The sequence below is a fragment of the Acuticoccus sp. genome (genome assembly GCF_965213555.1).
GTDB lineage: Bacteria > Pseudomonadota > Alphaproteobacteria > Rhizobiales > Amorphaceae > Acuticoccus.
This window is the reverse complement of the sequence record NZ_OZ243890.1, coordinates 2,012,612-2,034,015: the sequence shown is the minus strand read 5'-3', so window position 1 is coordinate 2,034,015 and position 21,404 is coordinate 2,012,612. Positions and strand designations below refer to the sequence as shown.

Below are 21,404 nucleotides of genomic sequence, written 5' to 3'. Positions count from 1 at the left end.
CAGACGCGCGCTGCGCAGCGGCGCTTCGTGTCGCTGCCGATGTCACCCTTTGGGCCAGGCGATCGGAACACCGTGCCGTTGGGGGCCTTGCGACCGCCGCTCGGATGGGGCGCTTCGCTCCCGGTCGAAGGGTGCGTCGCCTCGTTGGTGTTCGCCGCGTCGCGCCACGGTCGACCGTCCCGCGGCGTCGGCTCGAGCGGTTGATCCGGCAGGACGCTCAGTGTTCGGAACCTGGGATCCCTTAGCACCCCTAGGCCTCGTGCCCCCAACCGTCCGCTTGGCGGCGCCACGTCCCGGCGTTGGGACGGACGGACACGACCATCGCCCCTCGCAGCGTCCGCGGGACCGGGGCGTTCGGCCAGCCGTTGCTCCGGCTCAGCGGACGAAGCCGGCGGCGCATCGATCGTTGAGGCTGAGGGCTCGTGCGGCAACACGCCCTCGCCGGAAGCTTCGCACGCGTCCGTCGTGCCTCGCGCGAGGAGGGGCACGCCGTCCGCGGCACGCGCGGGCGACGGCTCGCCGCCCTGCCCCCCACCGGGCGCGCTCTCAGCAGGCGTGCCCGTGGCAGACACCTGCGCCGAACGCCTCCTGACGCAAGGCCCCGGTAGCGCAGCGATCGTTGCCGCGGAGAACACTTCTGGCAAAATGTCCCCGCTAGAAGCTTCGCGCTCGCCGGTCGTGCCCGGCGCGAGGAGGGGTGCGCCGTCCGTGGCAAGCGCGGGCGAGGGCTCGCCGTCCCAACTTGCGCCGGGCGTGCTCGTGGGCGGCGAGCCCGTCGCACATGCCTCCGCCGAGCGCACCGTTGCGCAAGGGTCAGGCAGCGCGCCGCGCATTGCATCGGAAGACCGGCGACGCCCATTTACGACAACATCTTCAACATCTTCGCTGGACGCTTCGCACGCGCCGGTCGTGCCCGGCACGACGATGGGTGAGCCGTTCGTGGCATGCGCGGGCGATGGCTCGCCGCCCTGCCCCCACCGGGCGTATCGCAGCTGGCGAGCGCCTCACGGACGCCTCCGCCGAGCGCACCGTCGCGCAAGGGTCAGGCAGCGCGCCGGGGATCGCATCGGGAGGCCGGCGAGCCCCGTTCGCGAAAACGGCAAGACCGGCGACGCCCATTTACGACAACATCTTCAACATCTTTGCTCGCTGGCGCAAAACCCGCGTGCGAGGGCTCGCCGTCCCACCGGTTGCCCGGCGCGAGGAGGGGCGCACCGTCCGCGGCACGCGCGGGCGAGCGGCCCGCCGCCCTGCCCACCGCCGGGCGTGCTCGCAGCAGGCGAGCCCGTCGCACATGCCTCCGCCGAGCGCACCGTCGCGCAAGGGTCAGGCAGCGCGCCGGGCATGGCGTCTGGGGGCCGGCGAGCCCCGTTCGCGGCAACGTCCCCGCCAGGAGCCCCGCACGCACCGGCCGTGCCCGGCGCGAGGAGGGGCGCACCGTCCGCGGCACGCGCGGGCGACGGCCCGCCGCCCTGCCCACCGCCGGGCGTGCTCGCAGCAGGCGAGCCCGTCGCACATGCCTCCGCCGAGCGCACCGTCGCGCAAGGGTCAGGCAGCGCGCCGGGCATGGCGTCTGGGGGCCGGCGAGCCCCAATTACGACAACATCCTCGCCAGACGCTTCGCACGCGCCGGTCCTGTCCGGCACGACGATGGGTGAGCCGTTCGTGGCATGCGAGGGCGATGGCTCGCCGCCCCACCCCCCACCGGGCGTACTCGCAGCTGGCGAGCCGCTCACGGACGCCTCCGCCGAGCGCACTCGTCCACGCAAGGGTCAGGCAGCGCGCCGGGCATGGCGTCTGGAAGGCCGGCGAGCCCCAATTACGACAACATCCTCGCTTGACGCTTCGCACGCCCGGTCCTGTCCGGCACGACGATGGGTGAGCCGTTCGTGGCATGCGAGGGCGATGGCTCGCCGCCCCACCCCCCACCGGGCGTAGCAGCTGGCGAGCCGCTCACGGACGCCTCCGCCGAGCGCACTCGTCCACGCAAGGATGAGGCAGCGCGCCGGGCACGGCATCGGGAGGCCGGCGAGCCCCGTTCGCGGCAACGTCCCCGTCAGGAGCCCCGCGTGCACCGTTCGTGTCCGGCGCGAGGAGGGGGGCGCCGTCCGTGGCACGCGCGGGCGATAACCCGCCGTCCCGCCTTCCACCGTCCGTCTCGTGCACGACCGACCGCACCGCCTCGGCGCTGCCGGTGGCCGCGCTCACGGCAAGCCCCACGAAGTCCTGCGCGTAGTGCCTGGCGAGCAGCGCCAAGCCCTTGCGCACGCAGGTCAGCATGCCGAGGGCGAGGACGTCGATCTTCAGGATGCCGAGCGAGTCGAGGTCGTCCTTGTCCCACTCGATGTTGGTGCGCCCGTCCATGGCCGCCTTGACGACGGGGACGAGCTCGTCGAGCCTGCCGCGGGTGATGACGAAGCCGCCCACGTGCTGGGACAGGTGGCGGGGGAAGCCCGCGATCTCCTGGGAGAGGCGTACCAGGTGGGCGATCCTGTGGTCGCTCGGGTCGAGCCCCGCGCGCTCGGCGTCCTCCTCCTCCACGCCCATGGTGCCCCAGCCCCAGATGGAGCCGGACACTGCGGCCACCGCGTCCTCGGTGAAGCCGAGCGCCTTGCCGATCTCGCGCGCCGCGGAGCGGGCGCGGTAGGTCACGACGGTGGCCGCGATCCCTGCCCGGTCGCGCCCGTACTTCTCGTAGACGTACTGGATGACCTCCTCGCGCCGCTCGTGCTCGAAGTCGACGTCGATGTCGGGCGGCTCGCGGCGCTCGGGCGAGATGAAGCGCTCGAACAACAGATCGGCGCGGTCGGGGTCCACCTCGGTGATGCCGAGGCAGTAGCACACCGCCGAGTTCGCCGCCGAGCCACGGCCCTGGGCGAGGATGCCGTTCTCACGGGCGAAGCGCACCACGTCGTACACGGTGATGAAGTACGGCGCGTAGTCGAGCCCGGCGATGAGGTCGAGCTCGTAGGCGAGGAGCCGCGCGACGCGCTCGGGAACGCCGGAGGGGTAGCGCCGCGCCGCGCCGTCGGCGGTGAGGCGGGCCAGCGTCTCCTGCGGCGTGCGGCCGAGGTCGGTGGGCTCCTCGGGGTACTCGTAGCGCAGCTCGTCCAGCGAGAAGTCGAGGCTTCCCATGACGCGGCCGGCCTCGGCGACCGCCTCCGGCACGCGGGTGAACAGGCGCGCCACCTCGGCGGGGGACTTCAGGTGCCGCTCGGCGTTGGCGGCGAGGAGCCGGCCCGCGGCGTCGACGGTGGTGTGGGCCCTAATGGCGGTGAGGACGTCCTGCAGGGGGCGTCGCTCGGGGGCGTGATAGCGCGGCAGGTTGGTGGCGAGGGGGCGGAGGTCGAGCCGCCTCGCGAGCGCGGCGTCCTCTAGGAGGGTGCGCTCGTCGTCCGCGCCGTAGGGGCACACGAGCGCGAGGCGCAGGGGGTGGCCCGTGCGGTCCCGCAGCAACGCGGCCGCGGCCTCGACGGCGGCGACGGGCGCCTCGCCGGGCACGAGGGCGAGGACGAGGCCCTCGCACCACTCGGCGAGGTCGGCGAGGTCGAGCCGGCAGTCGTCCTTCCCGCCGCGCATGTTGCCGAGGGTGAGGAGCCGGCACAGCCGGCCGTAGGCGGCCCGGTCGCTCGGCCATGCCAGGACGTCCGGCGTGCCGTCCTGGAAGACGAGGCGGCAGCCGACGGCGGTAGCGATCCCCACCTCCTTGCCGGCAAGGTGGGTGCGCACGACGCCGGCAAGGGTGTTGCGGTCGCACACGGCGATCCCCGAGGCGCCGAGCGCGGCCGCCGACACGACGAGCTCCTCGGGGTGGGACGCGCCCTCCAGGAAGGAGAAGTTGCTCGCCGCGGCGAGCTCGACGAACGGGGCGCTCACCCGAGGAGCCCGTGCAGGAACCAGCGCGGCGTGCCCTCCTCGGCGTAGAGCCCGCGGCGGAACATCCAGAACCTGCGGCCCGCCAGGTCCTCCACGCGGAAGTAGTCCAGGGTGTGGCGGCCCGCCTCGCGCCACCAGTCCGGCGCGATCCGCTCGGGGCCCTCGGCGGCGGCGACGTGGTAGGACACGCGGCGCCAGACGAAGCGCACGGGCGGCCCGTCGGGCACGCTCGCGAGCGTCTCCACCGGCTCGGGCGGCGTGAACAGCTTGAGGGGGCGGGCGGGCGGGCGCGGGCTGCGCTCGCCCGTGGGCTCGGCCGGAGCGGCCCAGGAGCGCGTGCGCAGGACGTCGCGCGCCGGCAGCCTGCAGTCCGCGTCCCCGGGCTGATGGGTGTCGACGTGGACGAAGCGCTGCACCGCGGCGATCCCGAGGCGCTCCGACAGCGTGTCGACCAGGGCGGCGAGGTCGCCCTGGTCGACACGATCCTGGTCGAGGCCGTGCTGCCGAGGAGCGACGGGGCCGGCCTCGTCGGCGCGCAGGCGCATGAGGTCGATGCCGCTCTCGGTCTCGACCCTCGCCGACAGGGCGCCGAGCCGGGGGGCGACGAGCAGGGTCATGCGGACCGGATCGTCGAGCGGCTCGCTGGCGCCGACCGTGACCTCGCGCACCGCGCCGTCCGCGTGGAACAGGGCGAGGCGCAGCCGCCGCGCCCCCTGCCCGCGCCGGCGCAGCGCCTCCGACAGGCGCCGGGCGAGCCGCTCGAGGGCGGCCTCGATGGCGCTCATGTGGGAGAGCGGCTCGGCGAAGGCGCGCTCCACCGCGAACGGTGCGACGGGCGACAGGGGGTCGATGGGCTCGGCCTCGCGCCCGGCGAGCTGGTCGAGCCGGCGGCCCAGCAGCGGACCGAAGCGCTGCACCAGCGGCGCGCGGGGCTGGGCGAGCACGTGCGCCACGGTCCTGAGCCCGAGGCGCGCGAGCACCGCGACGGTCTCGGGCGGCAGCCGCAGCGCCTCGGCCGGCAGCGGGTCGGTCGCCGCCCTCGTCCCGCCCACCGGCACGACGCCGCCCGCGCCGTGACGCGCGACGGCCCAGGCGGCGCCCGGCGTGTCGGCGACGGCGAGGCGCGCGGCGTACCCCCAGCGCGCCAGGCGGCCTGCGAGGTCGCCGAGGAGGCCCTCCTCGCCGCCGAACAGGTGGGCGCATCCGGCGATGTCGAGGAACAGCCCGTCCGCCCCGTCGAGGGCCACGAAGGGGGTGTAGCGGTCGGCCGCGCGGGCGATGGAGACGAGGGTCGTACGGTCCGCGCCGGGCTCGGCCTCGGCGACGCGAAGCTCGGGGACGAGGGCGCGGGCCTGCGCCAGCGGTGTTCCTGGAGCAAGCCCGACGGCACGGGCACGGCGGTCGGCGGCGGCGACGACGAGGGCGCCATGCACCCTTTCCACCGTCACCCAAGGCGCCGGGTCCGCGGCCGGAACGGCGCCGCAGTCGCCCGAACCCATGCGCTCGCGTGCCAGCCTGTCGGTGGGCAGGAACGGCAGCCACGCGTGGAGGATGCGACGCTCGCGGGGACCCGTCACCCGCGCGGGTCCGTCTTGTCGAGGCGGCGCCGCAGCGCCTCGAGGGGAACGACGCCCTGCCGCGCGACGACGCGGGCGCCTTGCCGCGGCGTGGCAGCGAGCGCGCCAGCCCGAGGGGCCGGTTGCACCTCGACGAACCGGCGCGTCCGCGGGCAGAACGAGACGAGGTGGTGCGCGCACGGCCCGAAGCGGCTCTTGACGAGGTCCAGCGACCAGGTGGGCTGACCGAGGAGCGTCGGGGCGAGCGAGCTGTGGCTCGCCGCGGGGGCCACGCGCCACCGTGTCCGCGCGGCCGTGGCACCCACGTCGTCCCCGCAGGACAGGAGGTAGGCGGGCCTCCCCGCCTGCTCGCTGCGCAGGGCGATCCGCCGCGTCGCGGTGAGGTCGACGCCGCGCCCGCCGTAGACCTCGCCGACGACCGCCCCGACGGCGGCCGACGTCACCGCCTGCTCCACCGCCCACAGGACGTCGCGTGAGCCCGGTGCCTCGACGAACAGCATCCTGTCGGGGTCGATCCCGAACTCCACCAGGCCGGGACCGTAGAGCGCCCCGGCCTCGCGCCGGCACAAGGCCTCCGCGATCCAGACCACGAGCCCCTTCGCGGCAACGCCGGCAACGGCCGCGACGAAGCCCGATGCGGCGCCGAAATCGGCGGCCGTACGCCCCTCGAGGAGGTGGAGCCCCTTGGCGAGGCAGGCCAACGTGTGACCGAACGAGGACGGTGCCCTATCGGCGAGCAGCGGCTCGCCATGCGGACTGGAGATGTCCTGGGGATTGGCCAGGGCATCCCCGAGCATGGAACGAAGCCTGGCGACCTCGGCGGACATGGTAAACCATCGGTTAATGTTCTACACTTGTACCGAACATACCGTGATTTTATGGCGTGTCAACGCGTCTGTTTCAATCTTTGGATGTGCTTACTAGAACAAGGCATGCACGAACAGCACGACGCCACGTCCGAGAATGCGTCGCTAAGAACGGCGTCGCTCGCTCGGCGGTCGGCTGAGGTGGATGGTTCGCGAGGCGATGTCCCGATCGCCGTGACCCCTCGGTCGACCGAGGGCTGTTAGGACGTGACGGCGATGATGCGCAGCGCCACGCGCTGAGCGGTCAGTGGCGAGGCGACGGCCGCGCCACCCTGCAGCGCCCGTCGTAGACCCGCCACGGGTCGTAGCCGTCGATGCACACGTAGACCGACCACGACAGGCTGACGAAGTCGGAGTCCTCCTCGACGAAGTAGTGCGCCTGCGCGAGGTCGCCGTTGCTCAACCGCACCGTCCCGACGCAGTAGCGACGCACGAGGGGGCTCGGGTTGAACAGCGTGTCATGGACTTCGCGCACCGGAAGGAACTCGGCAACGCGCGGCTCACGGTAGACCGGCTCCGCACGGTTCGCGAAGCGCACGGCGGCGCTCACCACGGACTTGGCGTCGCAGGCCGGCACCGTCTCGTCGCCGGGACAGTCCGTCGGGTCGCCGAACAGCCAGATGTTGTTCAGGTAGCTGCAGCGGCCGAACAGGGTCCGCTTGACCGGCTCGGACGCAAGGTCCGCAGCGATCGCCGAACCGCACATGAGGATCGAGACGATCCCCGCAACTAGCACTCGCATCGCCGTCCCCCGGTCCGACGCGCCGTTATCGGCCGACGTCGTGCGCCGTGCAACGGCGAGGGGCCATGACGAGGGGCCGTCCGGCGGGTCTGCTCCGCCGCCGTGGCGGCGGCGACACACTCACCGCCGGTGAGGGGCCATCCCTACCGCGGCCGGGCGCCGCGCCGCCGCATGATTGCGGTCAGGGACGCACGCAATATGTAAGGGAGCGTCGCACCCGCGGCCGTCAGATCGACACGATCCGCAAGGCACGATCCGGAAGGGGTGCGGCATGGCCAGCGAACAGATCCTGCTCGACGACGTCCACTTGGCGCTCGGACGCGGGGCGTCGTCGGTGAGCATCCTACGCGGCGCCGACCTGTCGGTGGCGCAGGGCACGTCGATCGCGATCGTCGGGCCGTCCGGCTCCGGCAAGTCGACGCTCCTTATGGTGATCGCCGGCCTCGAGCGTCCCGACCGCGGGCGCGTCGTGGTCGCCGGGCGCGAGCTGACCCGGCTCGGCGAGGACGCGCTCACCGCGTTCCGCGGCACCGCCATCGGCATCGTGTTCCAGTCCTTCCACCTCATCCCGACGATGACCGCGCTCGAGAACGTCGCCGTGCCGCTCGAGCTCGGCGGCGTCGCGGACGCGCGCCAGCGCGCCGCGGCCGAGCTCGAGCGGGTGGGGCTCGCCGATCGAGCGACGCACTACCCGACCGAGCTATCGGGTGGCGAGCAGCAGCGCGTCGCCGTGGCCCGCGCCCTCGCGCCGCAGCCCAAGGTCCTCCTCGCCGACGAGCCCACCGGCAACCTCGACGCCACGACCGGACGGGAGATCGTCGACCTCGTGTTCCGCGCCCAGCGCGAGCGCGGGCAGACGGTGGTGCTCGTCACCCACGATGCGGCCCTCGCCGCCCGCTGCGACCGCATGGTCCGCGTGGCCGATGGCCGGGTCCATCCCGTCGACCTCGCCCGGGAGGCCGCAGCGTGAGCGAGGCGACCCTCACGGCGCCGAGATCGGCGCGCCACGCGCCACCACGCTTGCCGCTCGCCCTGCGCTACGCCGTTCGCGAGCTGCGCGGCGGGCTCGCCGGGTTCTACGTGTTCCTCGCCTGCATCGCGCTCGGCACCGGGACGATCGCCGCGGTCAACTCGCTGGCCGCTGGCCTCGTCTCCTCGATCACCCAGGAGGGCCAGTCGCTGCTGGGAGGAGACATCAGCTTCTCGCTGATCCACCGCCGCGCCTCCGCCGCCGAGCAGGAGTTCCTCGCGGCGCGAGGCCTCGTCTCCGAGGTCGCCACGCTGCGCGCGATGGTCCGGCCCGAGGCCGGGCGCCAGGCCCTCGTGGAGCTCAAGGGCGTCGACGACGCGTACCCGCTCTACGGCGCCGTCGAGCTGCGCTCCGGTCGCAGCCTCGGGGAGGTCCTGTCGGCCGCGGACGACGCGCCCATCCCGGCGGTCGTCGACGCGAGCCTCCTCACCACCGCCGCCCTCGAGGTCGGCGACGAGGTGGGGCTCGGTCGCGCCAGGGTCCTCGTCGCCGACGTCCTGGAGCGCGAGCCTGACCGCCTGTCCGGCGGCATCGGCTTCGGCCCGCGCGTCATCCTGCCCCTCGATGCGCTGGCCCGCACCGGGCTCGTAACCACCGGCAGCCTGGTTCGCTGGCACCTGCGCGTGCGCGGCGCCGAAGGTCCGCTCAGCGACGCCGCGTTGACGCAGCTCGAGGCCGACGCGCGCGAGGCATTCCCATCGGCCGGCTGGCGCATCGAGACGCGGGTCGACGCGGCCCCGCGGCTGCGCGAGTCCATCGACCGCTTCGCCCAGTTCCTCACCATCGTCGGCCTGACCTCACTCGCAGTCGGCGGCGTCGGGGTCGCCAACGCGGTGCGCGCCCACCTGGCGAGGAAGCGCCTGCAGATCGCGACGCTGCGCTCGCTCGGCGCAGGGCCGGGGTTCGTGACGACGCTCTACCTTTGCCAGATCGCCATGCTGGCGGCCGTCGGCATCGCGATCGGCCTCGTCCTTGGGGCGGCTGCTCCGCCCATCGCCGCGGCCTTCCTGGACGGCCTCCTGCCGGTGTCGGCCTTGCGCGGGCTGTTCCCTGGGGCGCTCGCCCTGTCCGCCGTGTTCGGCGCGCTGACCGCGCTGACGTTCGCGCTCTGGCCGCTCGCGCGCGCCTGGCGCATCCGCCCGATCCTCCTGTTCCGCGACGATGAGGGCGACCGGACGCGCCCGCCGGCCGGCTTCGCGGCGGCGACGCTCCTGTGCGGCGCGACGCTCCTCGCGCTCGTCGTCGCCGCCTCCTACGACCGCTGGCTGGCCCTGATCTACGCGCTCGGGGCCATCGTGGTGTTCGTGCTCCTGCGCGCCGTCGCGGTCGCCATCACCGCCCTCGCGCGGCGCCTGCCGCGCAGCCGGTCCACCGTCGTGCGCATGGCGATCGCCAACATCCACCGGCGGGGGGCGTTGACGCCGACCGTGACGCTGTCGCTCGGGCTCAGCCTGACGCTCCTCGTCGCCCTGTCCCTGGTGGACGGCAACCTGCGCCGCACGCTGGTGTCGACCCTCCCGTCGGCGGCGCCGAGCTTCTTCTTCGTCGACATCCAAGACACCGAGCGCGCGGCGTTCCTCGCCACCCTCGAGGCGGCGGCGCCCGATGCCACGATCCGCTCGCAGCCCATGCTGCGCGGGCGCATCGTCGCCATCGACGGCGTCGCTGCCGAGGATTGGCCCGACACGGAGGCCTCCTGGGTGCTGCGCGGGGACCGCGGCATCACCTACTCGGCCACGCTGCCCGACGACAGCGAGGTCGTCGACGGCGCCTGGTGGCCGCCCGAGGGGTCGGCGCAGAACGAGGTCTCCTTCGCCGCCGACCTCGCGAGGGAGCTCGGCGTCACCGTCGGCGACCCCGTCACCGTCAACGTCCTCGGACGGCAGGTCGACGCGACGATCACCAACCTGCGCACCGTCGACTGGGAATCGCTCACCATCAACTTCGTGATGGTCTTCTCGCCCAACGTGTTCGCCGGCGCGCCCCACGCCCACCTTGCGACGCTCGCCTTCGAGGGGGGCGCCGGCGATGAGCAGGAGCTCGCCGTGCTGCGCGACGTCACCGACGCGTTCCCGACGGTGACGAGCGTGCGCGTCAAGGACGCCCTCGAGGCGGTCAACGGTGTGGTGTCCGACCTCGTGCTCGCCGTGCGCGTCGCCGCGTCGGTGACGCTCGTCACCTCGATCCTCGTCCTCGCGGGCACGCTCGCGGCGAGCCATCGCAGCCGCATCTACGATGCCGTGGTCCTCAAGACCCTCGGCGCACGCAGGGGCACCCTCGTCGGGACCTACGCGCTCGAGTACGCGCTCCTCGGCACGGCTGCGGCGCTCTTCGCCATCCTCGCGGGCACCGCCGTCGGCTGGTTCATCGTCACCGAGCTCATGGAGCTCGACTTCGTGTTCCTACCGACGACCGCGCTGGTGGCGGTCGTCGTCGCCATCGCGGTCACCGTGGGCCTTGGCCTGATCGGCACGTGGCGCGCGCTGGGCGAGGCGCCCGCGCGCGTCCTGCGCAACCTCTAGCGGGACACACCCATGCCGAACGGAGCTGCACCAAACTCCCGCGGGCGCCACGCCGCCCTTTCGGTCGCCGCGGCGCTCCTCGCGTTGGTCGGGGCGACACGCCTCGCCGGGGCACAGGCCCCGGATCACTACGTCCTCGCCCTCTCCTGGTCGCCCACCTACTGCGAGACCGCCGATCCGCGGCGCGACCGGCTGCAGTGCGACCCCGAGGCCGACCGCGGCTTCATTGTCCACGGCCTGTGGCCGAACCGCGGAGAGGACGCGCCGGCGTTCTGCCCCTCGAGGGCGGCCGACCCGTCGGACGCGCTCGTGGCCTCGATGCTCGACATCATGCCGAGCCGCGGCCTCGTCCGCCACCAGTGGGAGAAGCATGGCACGTGCTCCGGCCTCGACGCGGACGCCTACTTCAGGACCGTCCGCGCGGCCTTCGACAGCGTGCGCATCCCCGGCGGCCTCGCCGCACCGACCGACGACTTCGACGTGCAGCCCGGCGTCCTGCGCGAGGCGTTCCGTCGCGCGAACCCAGGGCTATCGGACGAGGCCATCACGGTGAGCTGCCCGAGCCGACAGCTCCGCGAGGTGCGCATCTGCCTCGACACGGACCTTTCGTTCCGCGAGTGCCCTGCGGTCGCGAGGCGGCGCTGCCGCACCCGCCTCATCGAGGTCCCCGCGCCGGAGTAGCAGCGCGCCGCCGCTCACAGGTCGAGGGCGGACGAGAGCTGGCTGACCGTCTCGTTCTGCCGCAAGTCGTCGATGCCCACGGGGAGCGAGAGGCCGAGCGCGTCGGATGTGCGGCTCACCGCGAGCGTCTGGTAGGGCACCCCCAGTCGTCCGCCGTCCTCGAGCGAGAGGATGACCGCGACGAGGCGTCCACCGGGGATCGCGACGAGGTCCTCCACCGTGCCTACCGTTTCACCCGACGGCCCGGTCACGGACGCGCCGAGGACGTCTGCTATGCGCAGCCGATCCTCGGCGGCATCCGAGAGCGCGTCGACGGCACCCGAGGCCGCTCCGGTGAGGTCGGCGACGGCCGGCTGTGGCTGCGCGAGCGCCGACGGCGCGAGGAGGAGGACGGCGGCGGCGGCTAAGCGAGCGGCGTAAGGCAAGGCAGTCTCCGGAATGTTCTGCGCGATCTAGGACGCCTCGCCGTCGACCAGTGCAGCGGCCTGCAGCGCGACGCGGGAGCCCGTCGGCGGCAGGCCATCTCGGCCCGACGCCGGTTCAGGCGCGCGCCCCTATGTCGCGACGAGGGAGCGCCACTCTGACACGCTGGCGGCAGCGGACGTCGCGAGGAGACGCGTGTCGTTCGACACCGTGACCATGTCGAAGCCCCAGCCCACGGCGTTCGCCGCGTACTGCGCGCTGCCGCAGTGGAGCACGGCGCGGATGCCGGCCGACTTCGCCGCGGCGAGGATGCGCTTGATGGCCTCCACCATCTCCTCCTCCTGGCGGTCGAAGCCCGGGGGCAGTCGCCCGTTCGTGACGCCAAGGGTGAGGTCCGCCGGGCCGATGTAGAGCGCGTCGAGCCCTGGAGTCGCGGCGATCTCCTCGACGTTCTCGAAGGCCTCGCCGGTCTCGATCATCGCGAACGCCAGGAGCTCGTCGTTCGCGCCGCTCGCATAGTCCGCCCCGGCGGCGAAGCTGACGCGGGTCGGTCCGAACGAGCGTGTCCCCTTCGGCGGGTAGCGCATGGCCGAGACCAGCGCCTCGGCCTCCGCACGCGTGTTCACCATGGGGCAGATGATGCCGTAGGCGCCCGCGTCGAGCATCTTCATGATGATGCCGGGCTCGTTCCACGGCACGCGAGCGAGGGGGACGACCCCGGACGCGCGCATCGCCTGGAACATCGGCAGCGCGTCGCCGTAGTCGAGCCCGCCGTGCTGCAGGTCCACGGTGAGGCTGTCGTAGCCCTGTGCGGCCATGATCTCGGCGGAGAACGTGCTCGCGATGGACAGCCACCCGTTGATGGTGGCGTGGCCCTCGGCCCAGCGCTCCTTGAGCTTGTTCTTGATCACGGCCGCGCCCCGCTCGCCCGACGCGTCGGGGTGGCGCCACGCACCTGTCTTGTTGTCATCCTCGTGCCCTTCGCGGCCTGGTCTGTTGCGATCAGCGGCTCAGTTGCACGCGTCGCGCGGCCCGCGTCAACGCGTCCGGCGTGACCGGCTCGGTCGCTGCGCCCTCACCGGCAGATCGCCTGCCTTGTGCGACCTTGGACCGTGCGACGTTGGCGCGCCCGTCGTCGGATGCCGCGAGAGCACCTGACGGATGGCGGTCGGCGGTCCACCGCGACGGGGTGCGCGGACAGGCTCGCGGTGCGGCGACAGCGTCGACCGCGGCTGCCGCGCTGGACCAGCGGCGGTCTTGGCGCGGGCCACGGCGCTCCCGCGGGCGGCGCGGATCGGGGTGATCGAACGCCGCCCCGGCCGACCCGGTCTAGCGCATCCTGGGTCCTTTCAGCCCTGGATGCGATGCTCTCGCTCGTGATTGAGAGCGGTCTTCTTGGGGTTGGCTGGTTCCACCCAACCCCAAACCGCTCTAGCGCGTGGCCTCACCGGCGGGCGCACCGTCCGGCGGCGTCTGCGCGCCGGCCGCCGGCTCGGCGAAGATCGCGCCATCCGGCAGCGCCGTCGGCACGCCCCGGTAGGACGCATCGCCCCTCCGCCAGCGCGGTCGTCGTGGTGGCGGCGATCGGAGCGTCGGGCACCGCGGTGGCGGCGGAACTCGATCCGGCCGTCCCAGTCGCGATCATGCTGTGCGACGATGGTGCCGAACCGGCGGTTGAGCTCGAGGCGCGAGATCGCCCCGTCCCCATCGATGTCGAGTGCCCCGAAGCGCGCCCGCACCTGCTCGCCCATGACGTCGACCCAGAGTGTGCCGAACTCGGCGAAGGTGATGCGGCCGTCGCCGTCCGCGTCGCCGGACGTCGCTTGGGCGCGGACGAAGGCGTTGACCTCGGGCTGGGTCAGCGCTCCGTCGCCGTCCGCGTCGGCCGCCTGCACGAGGGTGCGCAGGAGCGCGCGATCCTCGCCGCTGCCACGCCTGGAGCGTCGCTCGTCGCGCCAGTCGCCGTCGGCGAGCGCGGCGAACGGGCCGGCGCCGAAGCCGTGGTGCGGCGGGTGGGACAGCGCCTTGGCGCCGTAGGCCCCGCCGGCCGCGGCGCCGGCGAGGAGGATGATGAGGGTGAGCTTTCGCATGAAGCGTCCCGTTCCTGGTTGGACGCCCGCCACCTAGGCGTTGCCCGGCCGCGGTGTGTGTCGACGCGCGTGGCAAGTGTCGTCGGCCGTCGCAGCCAGCGCCGCTACGACCGTTTGCGACAAACGATTGCGCCGTGCCGTCCGCGCTGCGCTACACCCGCGCCATGACCGACCCCTTCGAGCCGCACCTCCTGGTCGTCGACGACGCGCGAGATCCGCGAGCCGCTCGCCACATACCTCAGGAGGCACGGCCACCGCGTGACGTCATCGGCGACCGCCGCGGCGGCGCGCGCGGCGCTCGCCAACGGCGCCATCGACCTCGTCGTCCTCGACGTCATGATGCCGGGCGAGGATGGGCTGTCGATGTGCCGCTTCCTCACCGCGCGAGGCGGCCCACCGGTCATCCTCCTCACTGCGATGGCCGACGACGCGGACCGCATCGTCGGCCTCGAGCTCGGCGCGGACGACTACGTCGTGAAGCCGTTCAACCCGCGCGAGCTGCTCGCCCGCATCCGCGCCATCCTGCGTCGCGTTCCGCCGGTTCGGCCGGCGCCCCCGTCCGGGCGGCGCACCTTCGCAGGCTTCGTCCGCGACGGTGATGCGGGCACCCTGTCGCGCGCCGGCACCGAAATGCCGCTGACGAGCGCCGAGAACCGCCTGCTCACCGCGTTCCTCGACCGGCCGCGGCAGGTCCTGTCGCGCGACCAGCTCCTCGACCTCACGAAGGGTCGCGGGGCCAAGCCGTACGACCGGGTGATCGACAACCAGGTCAGCCGCCTGCGCCGCAAGATCGAGGACGACGCGCGGCGGCCGTCGGTCATCCTCACCGAGTGGGGCGGCGGCTACCGCCTCGCCGCCGACGTCGAGCCTGCGTGAGCGCACCGTGAGGCTGCGGCCACGCACGGTCACCGGGCAGTTCGCGCTCCTCCTCGTGGCGGCCCTCGTGAGCGCGAACGAGATCACCCTCATCGTCCTGTCCGCCGAGCGCGAGCGCGTCGTGGAGGAGGCGAGGCGCGGCGCCGAGGTCGAGCGGCTCGCCTCCCTCGCAGCGGCGCTCGAGGCCGTGCCGGCGGACCTTCGCGCCTCCCTCGCCGAGGCAGCCTCCTCGCCCGCCCTGCGTCTGCAGCTGACTGCCCGGCCGGTCGCCCCGGTGCCACGGAGCCGTCGGGCCCGGCGCGTCGCTCGCGCCGTGCAAGCGGCAGCGGCGCGGACCGAGCTTGTGAGGGAGGTGCGTGCCGGCACCGCGTGGGTGCGTCGGCAGGACGGCGGCCGGGGTCACCGTCACACCCTCCTCGTGTCGCTCGCCCTGACCGACGGGACTTGGTTGAACGCGCGCATCCCTCGTCGCACGGGGACGGGGCCGGTGATCGGGCGCACGGTGGTGACGACGCTCGCCTGTCCCTCGTCTCGGTCCTTGCCGTGGGCATCCTCTTCATAAGCCGGATGACGCGGCCGATCCGAGCCCTCGCCGACGCCGCCGAACGCGCTGGCTACGGTGATCGCCGCGCCACCGTGCGGGTGGGCGGACCGGGCGAGGTCCGCCGCCCGGCCGAGGCGTTCAACGCCATGCAGTCGTGCATCCCACGCTTCGACGCTGAGCGGGCACGGACCGTCGCCGCCGTCGGCCACGACCTGCGCACCCCCATCATGTCGCTGCGCATCCGTGCGGAGATGATCGACGATCCCGCCGAGCGCGATGCCATGGTTGCAACGCTCGGCGACTGCGCGCGATGGCCGACGGGCTCCTCGCCTACGGCCGCAGCGCGGCACAGGACGAGGCGTCCGGGACGGTCGACCTTGGCGCAATGCTGAGGAGCCTCGTGTCGGACGGCGCGGGCACGGTGCGCTACGAGGGGCCCCGGCGGCACGACGTGACGGGGCGTCCCATGGCGCTGCGTCGCGCGTTCGGCAACCTCGTGCAGAACGCGCAGCGTTACGCCGGGGGCGGCACGGCACGGCACGGCTCGAGGCGCGGGCCGGCGACTCCGTCGTCACCGTGGAGGACCCCGGACCGGGCATCGCCGGCGAACACCTTGAGGACGTGTTCGAGCCGTTCGTCAGGATCGAGGCGTCGCGCAGCGCCGACACCGGGGGAGCTGGCCTCGGCCTCAGCATCGCGCGAACGCTGATCCGCGCGCACGGTGGCGACGTCACGCTGGCGAACCGAACGGGTGGCGGCCTCGTCGCGACGGTGAGGTTGCGGCGCCGTCGCTCCTGATGGGTGGCGAGGTCCGATGGTCGGCCGGCGACCATGACGGTGCCGCACGCGGGCAAGGCACCCTTCCGATCGACGCTGTCCGTCGAACGCCAGTGACGAGCTGAGCCTCGCGCCATCCGCCCCCCACCCCGGCGCCCGCCTTCAACCGCACAGCGCGTGTGACAGCAGCCGCCGCGTCCGGGCACGCCTTTACGCCCGTTCGCGGCATACGTGGAAGTACGCAACCGGACCCACGGCTGCCGGCTCGAATGCACGCGACGCGCGTTTCACCCCAGTCTTGGTACTAGGGGTTGCGTTAGATGAGTGCGCGTACGAACCGACGTCCATGGATCGCCGCCGTCGCATCCGCCGCCCTGATGGTCATCGTCGGCGCCGACGGCGCGGGCGCGCTCGAGGCACGTCGCGTCGCTCCCACCGCCGCGGTCGAGACCACCATCACCCCAGCGGAGTGGCAGGCCTGGCGCGAGCGCTTCCTCGACCGCTCCGGCCGCGTCGTCGACGTGGAGAAGAACCGCGTCTCGCACTCGGAGGGTCAGGCCTACGGGATGCTCCTCGCCGTGCGTGCCGACGACCACGCCTCGTTCGACAGGATCGCCCGCTTCACGTTGCGCCACATGCGCAGCCGCTCCGACGGGCTCATCAGCTGGCTGTACGATCCGCGCACCTTCCCGCGCATCCTGGACGTCAACAACGCGAGCGACGGGGACATCCTGTTCGCCTACGCGATGGTGCTCGGCGCGGTGAAGTGGAACGAGCCGCGCTACGTCGCCATCGCCGAGCCGATGATCGACGCCATCGGCGACCGGCTGCTCGAGCGACGCGACGGCCTCGTCAGGGTACGCCCTGCGGCCTACGGCTTCGAGCCCGAGCACCATGCCGACGGGCCGGTGGTCAACCTCAGCTACTACGTGTACGGCGCGTTCCTGCTGTTCGGCGCGGTGGACGACGACCATCCCTGGCTCGAGGCGTGGCAGAGCGGCCTGCAGCTCACCGAGGCGTCCCTCGCCGGCCGGGACCGCCTCCCGCCGGACTGGATCACCCTGCGCGCGGACCGCTACCTCGCGCCCGCCGAGGGGTTCGCCGCGAAGTCGAGCTACGACGCCGTGCGCATCCCGCTCTACATGGCGATGGGCGGCCGCGTGCCCCCGCGATACTTCGCGCCCTTCGACGCGGCGTGGAACGTGCGCGGCAACCGCGTGCCGAAGGACTACGACCTCGCCACCGACCGCGTGCTGATGGACATGAACGAGCCCGGCTACCGAGCCATCGCCGCGGTCGCGGCATGCGCGAGCCGCGGGGTGCCGCTCCCGCGGTCGGTCGAGCGGTTTACCGCGGGGACCTACTTCGCCTCCTCGCTCCACCTGCTCGCCCTGTCGGCTGCGCGCGCGTACCACCCGCACTGCCTGCCCGGCGCGAACGTCGCCCTCGCCCGCTAGAACGACGTGGAAGTGATGTGTAAAGCGGCTTGATCCTTGCACGTCCTCCGATGTCTTGTGGACGCTCGCACCGGGCGAGGCGGGGAGCAACGCACACGCATGCCAGGACCCGACATCGAGCCGGTCGACGGCGACCGTACCGCGCCGGCGAGTGCCGACGTCGTCGTCGTCGGCGGGGGGATCGTCGGTTGCTGCACCGCCCTGGAACTCGCCGAGCGCGGCGCATCCGTGGTGCTTTGCGAGAAGGGCATCGTCGGTGGCGAGCAGTCCGGCCGCAACTGGGGATGGGTCCGCCTTTCAGGCCGCGACCCGCGCGAGATCGACCTTATGGCCGCGTCCATCCGCCTGTGGGAGGGCATGGCGGAGCGCACCGGAACGGACGTCGGCTACCGCCAGAGCGGCCTTCTCGCGCCGTTCGCCGACCCGGCGGCGCGCCGCCGCGCCGAAACGTGGCTGACGCACATCGAGGGCACGCAGCACCGCATCGGGCTCGTCGATGAAGGCGCGGTGCGCGATCATGGCTACGCCCTGCCCCATGAAGGCGGGCTCCTCGCCCACGCCGACGGCCGGGCCGAGCCCCAGCGCGCCGCCCCCGCGGTCGCACGGGCGGCACGGGCGCGCGGCGCGACGGTCCTGACCGGCTGCGCGGTCCGCGGCCTCGAGGTCGACGGTGGGCGTGTCAGCGGCGTCGTGACCGAACGTGGCCGGATCGCGTGCGATCGCGTCGTCGTCGCCGGCGGTGCATGGTCGCGCCTCCTCCTGCGCGGCGCCGGCGTGACGTTGCCGCAGCTCAAGGTGATCGGCTCGGTCCTGCGCACCGGATCGGTGGCCGACGGCCCGCGCACGGCCGTCCGCGGTCCTGGCTTCGCGGTCCGCCCGCGCGAGGACGGCGGCTACACGGTGGCGACGTTCGGTGCCAACATCCACGAGCTAACGCCGGACAGCCTGCGCTTCCTGCCCCTGTTCTGGCCGATGCTGCGGGCCGAGAGCGGCGCCTGGCGGCCGCGACTGTCCCGCCGCTTTCTGACGGAGTGGCGCGCGGAGCGGCGTCGGGGCGCGAACGAGGCGTCCGCGTTCGAGGCGACGCGCGTCCTCGACCCAGCGCCGCACCGACCCACCGTGGATGGCGCGCTCGCCCGCCTCGCCAAGGCCTACCCCGCGTTCAAGGATGCCACGGTTGAGCAGCGTTGGGCGGGTGCCATCGACGTCACGCCGGACGCCGTCCCTGTCATCTCGACGGTGCATGGACGGCCAGGCCTCGTCGTCGCCACGGGGTTCTCCGGTCACGGGTTCGGTATGGGTCCGGGCGCCGGCCGCCTCGCCGCCGACCTCGCGCTGGGCGCGCCCCCGGTGGTCGAGCCCGCCGCGTTCCGCCTCTCGCGCTTCAGCGACGGCACGCCACTCCAGCGCTTCCCCGGCCTGTGAACGCCACGGTCCACCCTGGAGGGGTCCCTCGCCACGGTCTGCCCACGACGCAACCCAGCCGCGCCAGACCTTACCAGGGCGCCGCGCCTCGCGGGTCGTGCCCTTGAGGCGCCGCGTCGTCCGCCTGGGACGACGCTGAGTGGTCATGTCCCCCGGCCCGTCGCACGCTGACGCCGCCGCGCAACTCCTCGAACACTATCGCCCGAGCGGAGGCGCCGACGAGCTCCTCGCCGAAGGGGCGATCCGCTCGGTCTGGAGACCCCTCGTCGATGCGATTGCCGGGATGGATGATGCGGAGTTCGCCGTCCGCAGGTCCCGCGCGGAGCAGTACCTGCGGGACGCGGGGGTGCACGGTCGGCCGCACGACAAACCCCGCGTCGGCGAGCGCGACTGGCCGCTGTCCCTCGTCCCCATCGTCGTCGACGAGGCGCGGTGGCAGCAACTCGCCGACGGCCTCGTCGCACGGGCCGAGGTCCTCGAGCGCTTGGCGGTCGACCTTTATGGCGAGCGGAGGCTCATCGCCGAAGGCCACCTTCCGGCGCAGGTGGTCGCGAGCAACCCCCGTTGGCTGCGTCCGCTCGTCGGCGCGCGTCCGCGCGGTGGCCATTGGCTGCACTTCCTCGCGTTCGACGTCGGCCGGGCTTCGGACGGGGGCTGGCGCGTCCTCGCCGACCGCACCGACGCTCCGGCCGGCGCCGGCCTCGCGCTGGAGAACCGCATCGCGACCACCCGAGCCCACGCGGACCTGTTCGCGCGGGCCAACGTGCACCGGTTGGCGGGCTTCTTCCGCGTGTTCCGCGATGCGCTGGTGGCGCTCCAGGAGCCGGGTTCCGGCCGCGTCGGCATCCTCGGCCCCGCTCCGTCCGGCGGCGCGGACTTCGAGCAGGCCGCCATCGCGCGCTACCTCGGCTTCCTCGCCCTGTCCGGCGAGGACCTCACCGTGCGTACCGGCCGGGTGATGGTGCGCACCGTGGCGGGCCTGCGCCCGGCGAGCGTCCTGTGGCGGAGGCTGGCCGACGCGGCAACGGACCCCCTCGAGCTCGACGAGGCGTCGGCGCACGGGACGCCGGGCCTCGTCGAGGCTTCCCGCGGCGGCGGCGTCACGCTCGTCAACGCGCTCGGCACCGGCGTGCTCGAGACGCGGGCCGTGTACGCCTTCCTTCCCCGCATCGCGTCGGCGCTCACCGGCGCCCCCCTCGCCGTGCCCAACGTCGACGCCCTCTGGTGCGGCGAGGCGGCGACCCGTCGCGAGGTCGTCGCACGAGCCGGGCGCCTCGCGATCGTCGATGCCGCCGCGACGCGCCCGTCGCTCGCGGGCGAGGCGGCGGACGAGCCGTCCCCATCCGCGCTCGCCGAGCGCCTTGCACGGGACGGAGCGGACCTCGTCGCCCAGGAGCGGTTCCTTCCGTCGACGACGCCGCTCATGGCGGGTCGCCGGATGGTGCCGCGTCCGGTCGTCCTCAGGGTGTTCCTCGCGCGCTTCGGGGACGGCTGGACGGTGATGCCCGGCGGCCTCGCCCGCGTGGCCTCGTCCGACGACGGCACCGTCCTCGCCGCGATGGAGGGAGGCGTGGCGGCGGACGTGTGGGTCGTCTCGGACCGCCCGGTGGCGGCGGAAACCATGCTCCTCTCGCCGACGGGTCCGCCAGCGCGGCAGGAGCACATGCCGCTGCCGAGCCGTGCCGCGGACAACCTGTTCTGGCTGGGGCGCTACGTCGAGCGAGCGGAGCACAAGGTGCGCCTGCTGCGAGCCCATCACCTGCGCCTCGCGGATGCGGCCTCGCCGGACGACGCGCTCCTCGCCTGGTCGGCGCGCGTGCTGGCCGCCAAGGGCGTCGACCCAGGGGCCGGCTGGCCGGAGGCGGTCAGCGCGACCTTCGCGGCCGCGACGTCCGCCGCGGGCAACATCCGCGACCGCTTCTCCGTCGACGGGTGGGCGGCCCTCGACGACCTCGCCACGACCGTCGAGCGCCTCGCGCCGCGCCTGCGGCCGGGTGACGACACGGGGCGCGGCATGGGCGTCGTGCTGCGCAAGCTGTCGGGCTTCTCCGGCCTCGTCCACGACAACATGTACCGCTTCACGGGCTGGCGCTTCCTGTCCATCGGCCGCGCGCTGGAGCGGGCGATGTCGCTCGCCGGCACCCTTGCCGCCTTCGCCGATCCGCGGGCCCCTGCGGGGGCGCTGGAGCTCGCGCTCGAGGTCACCGACAGCGCGATGAGCCATCGGCGGCGCTACGCGACGGGGACGAGCCGGGCGACCGTGGTCGACCTCTTGGCGCTCGACCCGCTCAACCCGCGATCCATCGTCCACCAGATGGACGAGGTCGAGGTCCATGTGGCAACGTTGCCGGGCGCCGAACCGCACCGCCCGCTGACGCCGCTGCAGCGCGCGGTGACGGGTACGCGGACGAGGGTCGCGCTCGCGACGCCGGACTCGCTCGACGGCCAGGCGCTCGCTGCGCTGTCGGACGACCTCGCCGCAATCTCCGACCACCTCACCGCGGCGTACCTGCGCTGA

At 73.5% G+C, this 21,404-nt stretch carries 16 protein-coding genes and 1 pseudogene; 10 read left to right on the top strand and 7 right to left on the bottom strand.

Translation table 11 applies throughout. The features are described from left to right. Positions 1–1,953 precede the first annotated feature (1,953 nt). The 4 genes from ACOOE8_RS09685 to ACOOE8_RS09670 form a co-directional block, all read right to left on the bottom strand. Complete coding sequence (locus tag ACOOE8_RS09685; RefSeq protein ID WP_420391275.1) at positions 1,954–3,876, bottom strand: PHP domain-containing protein; 1,923 nt, start codon at positions 3,874–3,876, stop codon at positions 1,954–1,956. Beyond that, positions 3,873–5,453, bottom strand: coding sequence for a Y-family DNA polymerase (locus ACOOE8_RS09680; RefSeq protein ID WP_420391274.1), 1,581 nt, complete (start codon positions 5,451–5,453; stop codon positions 3,873–3,875). The genes ACOOE8_RS09685 and ACOOE8_RS09680 overlap by 4 nt, the downstream gene beginning before the upstream one ends. Beyond that, positions 5,450–6,280, bottom strand: coding sequence for an ImuA family protein (locus ACOOE8_RS09675; protein ID WP_420391273.1), 831 nt, complete (start codon positions 6,278–6,280; stop codon positions 5,450–5,452). Before ACOOE8_RS09675 ends, ACOOE8_RS09680 begins: the two co-directional genes overlap by 4 nt. A 283-nt stretch (positions 6,281–6,563) precedes the next feature. Further along, positions 6,564–7,061, bottom strand: a complete 498-nt coding sequence (locus ACOOE8_RS09670; RefSeq protein ID WP_420391272.1) for a hypothetical protein — start codon at positions 7,059–7,061, stop codon at positions 6,564–6,566. A 271-nt stretch (positions 7,062–7,332) separates the two neighbouring features. Between ACOOE8_RS09670 and ACOOE8_RS09665 the strand changes: the two genes are divergently transcribed. The 3 genes from ACOOE8_RS09665 to ACOOE8_RS09655 are packed head-to-tail and all read left to right on the top strand — an operon-like array spanning position 7,333 to position 11,294. Further along, a complete protein-coding gene (locus tag ACOOE8_RS09665; RefSeq protein WP_420391271.1) occupies positions 7,333–8,031 on the top strand; it encodes an ABC transporter ATP-binding protein in 699 nt (232 codons plus the stop codon). Beyond that, a complete protein-coding gene (locus tag ACOOE8_RS09660) occupies positions 8,028–10,613 on the top strand; it encodes an ABC transporter permease (protein WP_420391270.1) in 2,586 nt (861 codons plus the stop codon). The genes ACOOE8_RS09665 and ACOOE8_RS09660 overlap by 4 nt, the downstream gene beginning before the upstream one ends. A 12-nt stretch (positions 10,614–10,625) precedes the next feature. After that, complete coding sequence (locus ACOOE8_RS09655; RefSeq protein ID WP_420391269.1) at positions 10,626–11,294, top strand: ribonuclease T2 family protein; 669 nt, start codon at positions 10,626–10,628, stop codon at positions 11,292–11,294. Positions 11,295–11,308: 14 nt separating this feature from the next. Here the strand turns inward: ACOOE8_RS09655 and ACOOE8_RS09650 are convergent, their stop codons facing one another. The 3 genes from ACOOE8_RS09650 to ACOOE8_RS09640 form a co-directional block, all read right to left on the bottom strand. Further along, positions 11,309–11,719, bottom strand: a complete 411-nt coding sequence (locus ACOOE8_RS09650; RefSeq protein ID WP_420391268.1) for a PRC-barrel domain-containing protein — start codon at positions 11,717–11,719, stop codon at positions 11,309–11,311. 129 nt (positions 11,720–11,848) lie between these two features. Then, positions 11,849–12,628 (bottom strand): HpcH/HpaI aldolase family protein, encoded by a 780-nt coding sequence (locus ACOOE8_RS09645; RefSeq protein WP_420391267.1) that lies wholly within the window; start codon positions 12,626–12,628, stop codon positions 11,849–11,851. A 438-nt stretch (positions 12,629–13,066) separates the two neighbouring features. After that, on the bottom strand, positions 13,067–13,807 hold the full coding sequence (locus ACOOE8_RS09640; protein WP_420391266.1) for an EF-hand domain-containing protein: 741 nt from the start codon (positions 13,805–13,807) through the stop codon (positions 13,067–13,069). A gap of 164 nt (positions 13,808–13,971) precedes the next feature. Between ACOOE8_RS09640 and ACOOE8_RS09635 the strand changes: the two are divergent. The 7 genes and pseudogenes from ACOOE8_RS09635 to ACOOE8_RS09605 all read left to right on the top strand — a co-directional run bounded on the left by ACOOE8_RS09635 (position 13,972) and on the right by ACOOE8_RS09605 (position 21,404). Further along, positions 13,972–14,683, top strand: a pseudogene (locus tag ACOOE8_RS09635) (response regulator). A 7-nt stretch (positions 14,684–14,690) separates the two neighbouring features. Then, positions 14,691–15,245: a hypothetical protein gene (locus ACOOE8_RS09630; RefSeq protein WP_420391265.1), complete on the top strand. Its 555-nt coding sequence runs from the start codon at positions 14,691–14,693 to the stop codon at positions 15,243–15,245. A gap of 5 nt (positions 15,246–15,250) precedes the next feature. Next, the gene (locus tag ACOOE8_RS09625) at positions 15,251–15,619 is read left to right on the top strand and encodes a HAMP domain-containing protein (RefSeq protein WP_420391264.1); all 369 of its coding nucleotides are present in this window, start codon (positions 15,251–15,253) and stop codon (positions 15,617–15,619) included. Positions 15,620–15,803: 184 nt separating this feature from the next. Further along, positions 15,804–16,025, top strand: coding sequence for an ATP-binding protein (locus ACOOE8_RS09620; RefSeq protein ID WP_420391263.1), 222 nt, complete (start codon positions 15,804–15,806; stop codon positions 16,023–16,025). Between the two features lie 299 nt (positions 16,026–16,324). Further along, positions 16,325–17,461, top strand: coding sequence for a glycosyl hydrolase family 8 (locus ACOOE8_RS09615; RefSeq protein ID WP_420391262.1), 1,137 nt, complete (start codon positions 16,325–16,327; stop codon positions 17,459–17,461). A 99-nt stretch (positions 17,462–17,560) separates the two neighbouring features. Then, on the top strand, positions 17,561–18,886 hold the full coding sequence (locus tag ACOOE8_RS09610; protein ID WP_420391261.1) for an NAD(P)/FAD-dependent oxidoreductase: 1,326 nt from the start codon (positions 17,561–17,563) through the stop codon (positions 18,884–18,886). Between the two features lie 145 nt (positions 18,887–19,031). Continuing rightward, on the top strand, positions 19,032–21,404 hold the full coding sequence (locus ACOOE8_RS09605) for a circularly permuted type 2 ATP-grasp protein (RefSeq protein WP_420394675.1): 2,373 nt from the start codon (positions 19,032–19,034) through the stop codon (positions 21,402–21,404).

What these genes read in the sequence shown, in the direction of transcription:
- ACOOE8_RS09665 (WP_420391271.1), top strand. Translation starts at nt 7,333, where the DNA reads ATGGCCAGCGAACAGATCCTGCTCGACGACGTCCACTTGGCGCTCGGA.
- ACOOE8_RS09610 (WP_420391261.1), top strand. Translation starts at nt 17,561, where the DNA reads ATGCCAGGACCCGACATCGAGCCGGTCGACGGCGACCGTACCGCGCCG.
- ACOOE8_RS09615 (WP_420391262.1), top strand. Translation starts at nt 16,325, where the DNA reads ATGAGTGCGCGTACGAACCGACGTCCATGGATCGCCGCCGTCGCATCC.
- ACOOE8_RS09655 (WP_420391269.1), top strand. Translation starts at nt 10,626, where the DNA reads ATGCCGAACGGAGCTGCACCAAACTCCCGCGGGCGCCACGCCGCCCTT.
- ACOOE8_RS09670 (WP_420391272.1), bottom strand. Translation starts at nt 7,061, where the DNA reads ATGCGAGTGCTAGTTGCGGGGATCGTCTCGATCCTCATGTGCGGTTCG.
- ACOOE8_RS09625 (WP_420391264.1), top strand. Translation starts at nt 15,251, where the DNA reads ATGACGCGGCCGATCCGAGCCCTCGCCGACGCCGCCGAACGCGCTGGC.
- ACOOE8_RS09605 (WP_420394675.1), top strand. Translation starts at nt 19,032, where the DNA reads ATGTCCCCCGGCCCGTCGCACGCTGACGCCGCCGCGCAACTCCTCGAA.
- ACOOE8_RS09640 (WP_420391266.1), bottom strand. Translation starts at nt 13,807, where the DNA reads ATGCGAAAGCTCACCCTCATCATCCTCCTCGCCGGCGCCGCGGCCGGC.
- ACOOE8_RS09675 (WP_420391273.1), bottom strand. Translation starts at nt 6,280, where the DNA reads ATGTCCGCCGAGGTCGCCAGGCTTCGTTCCATGCTCGGGGATGCCCTG.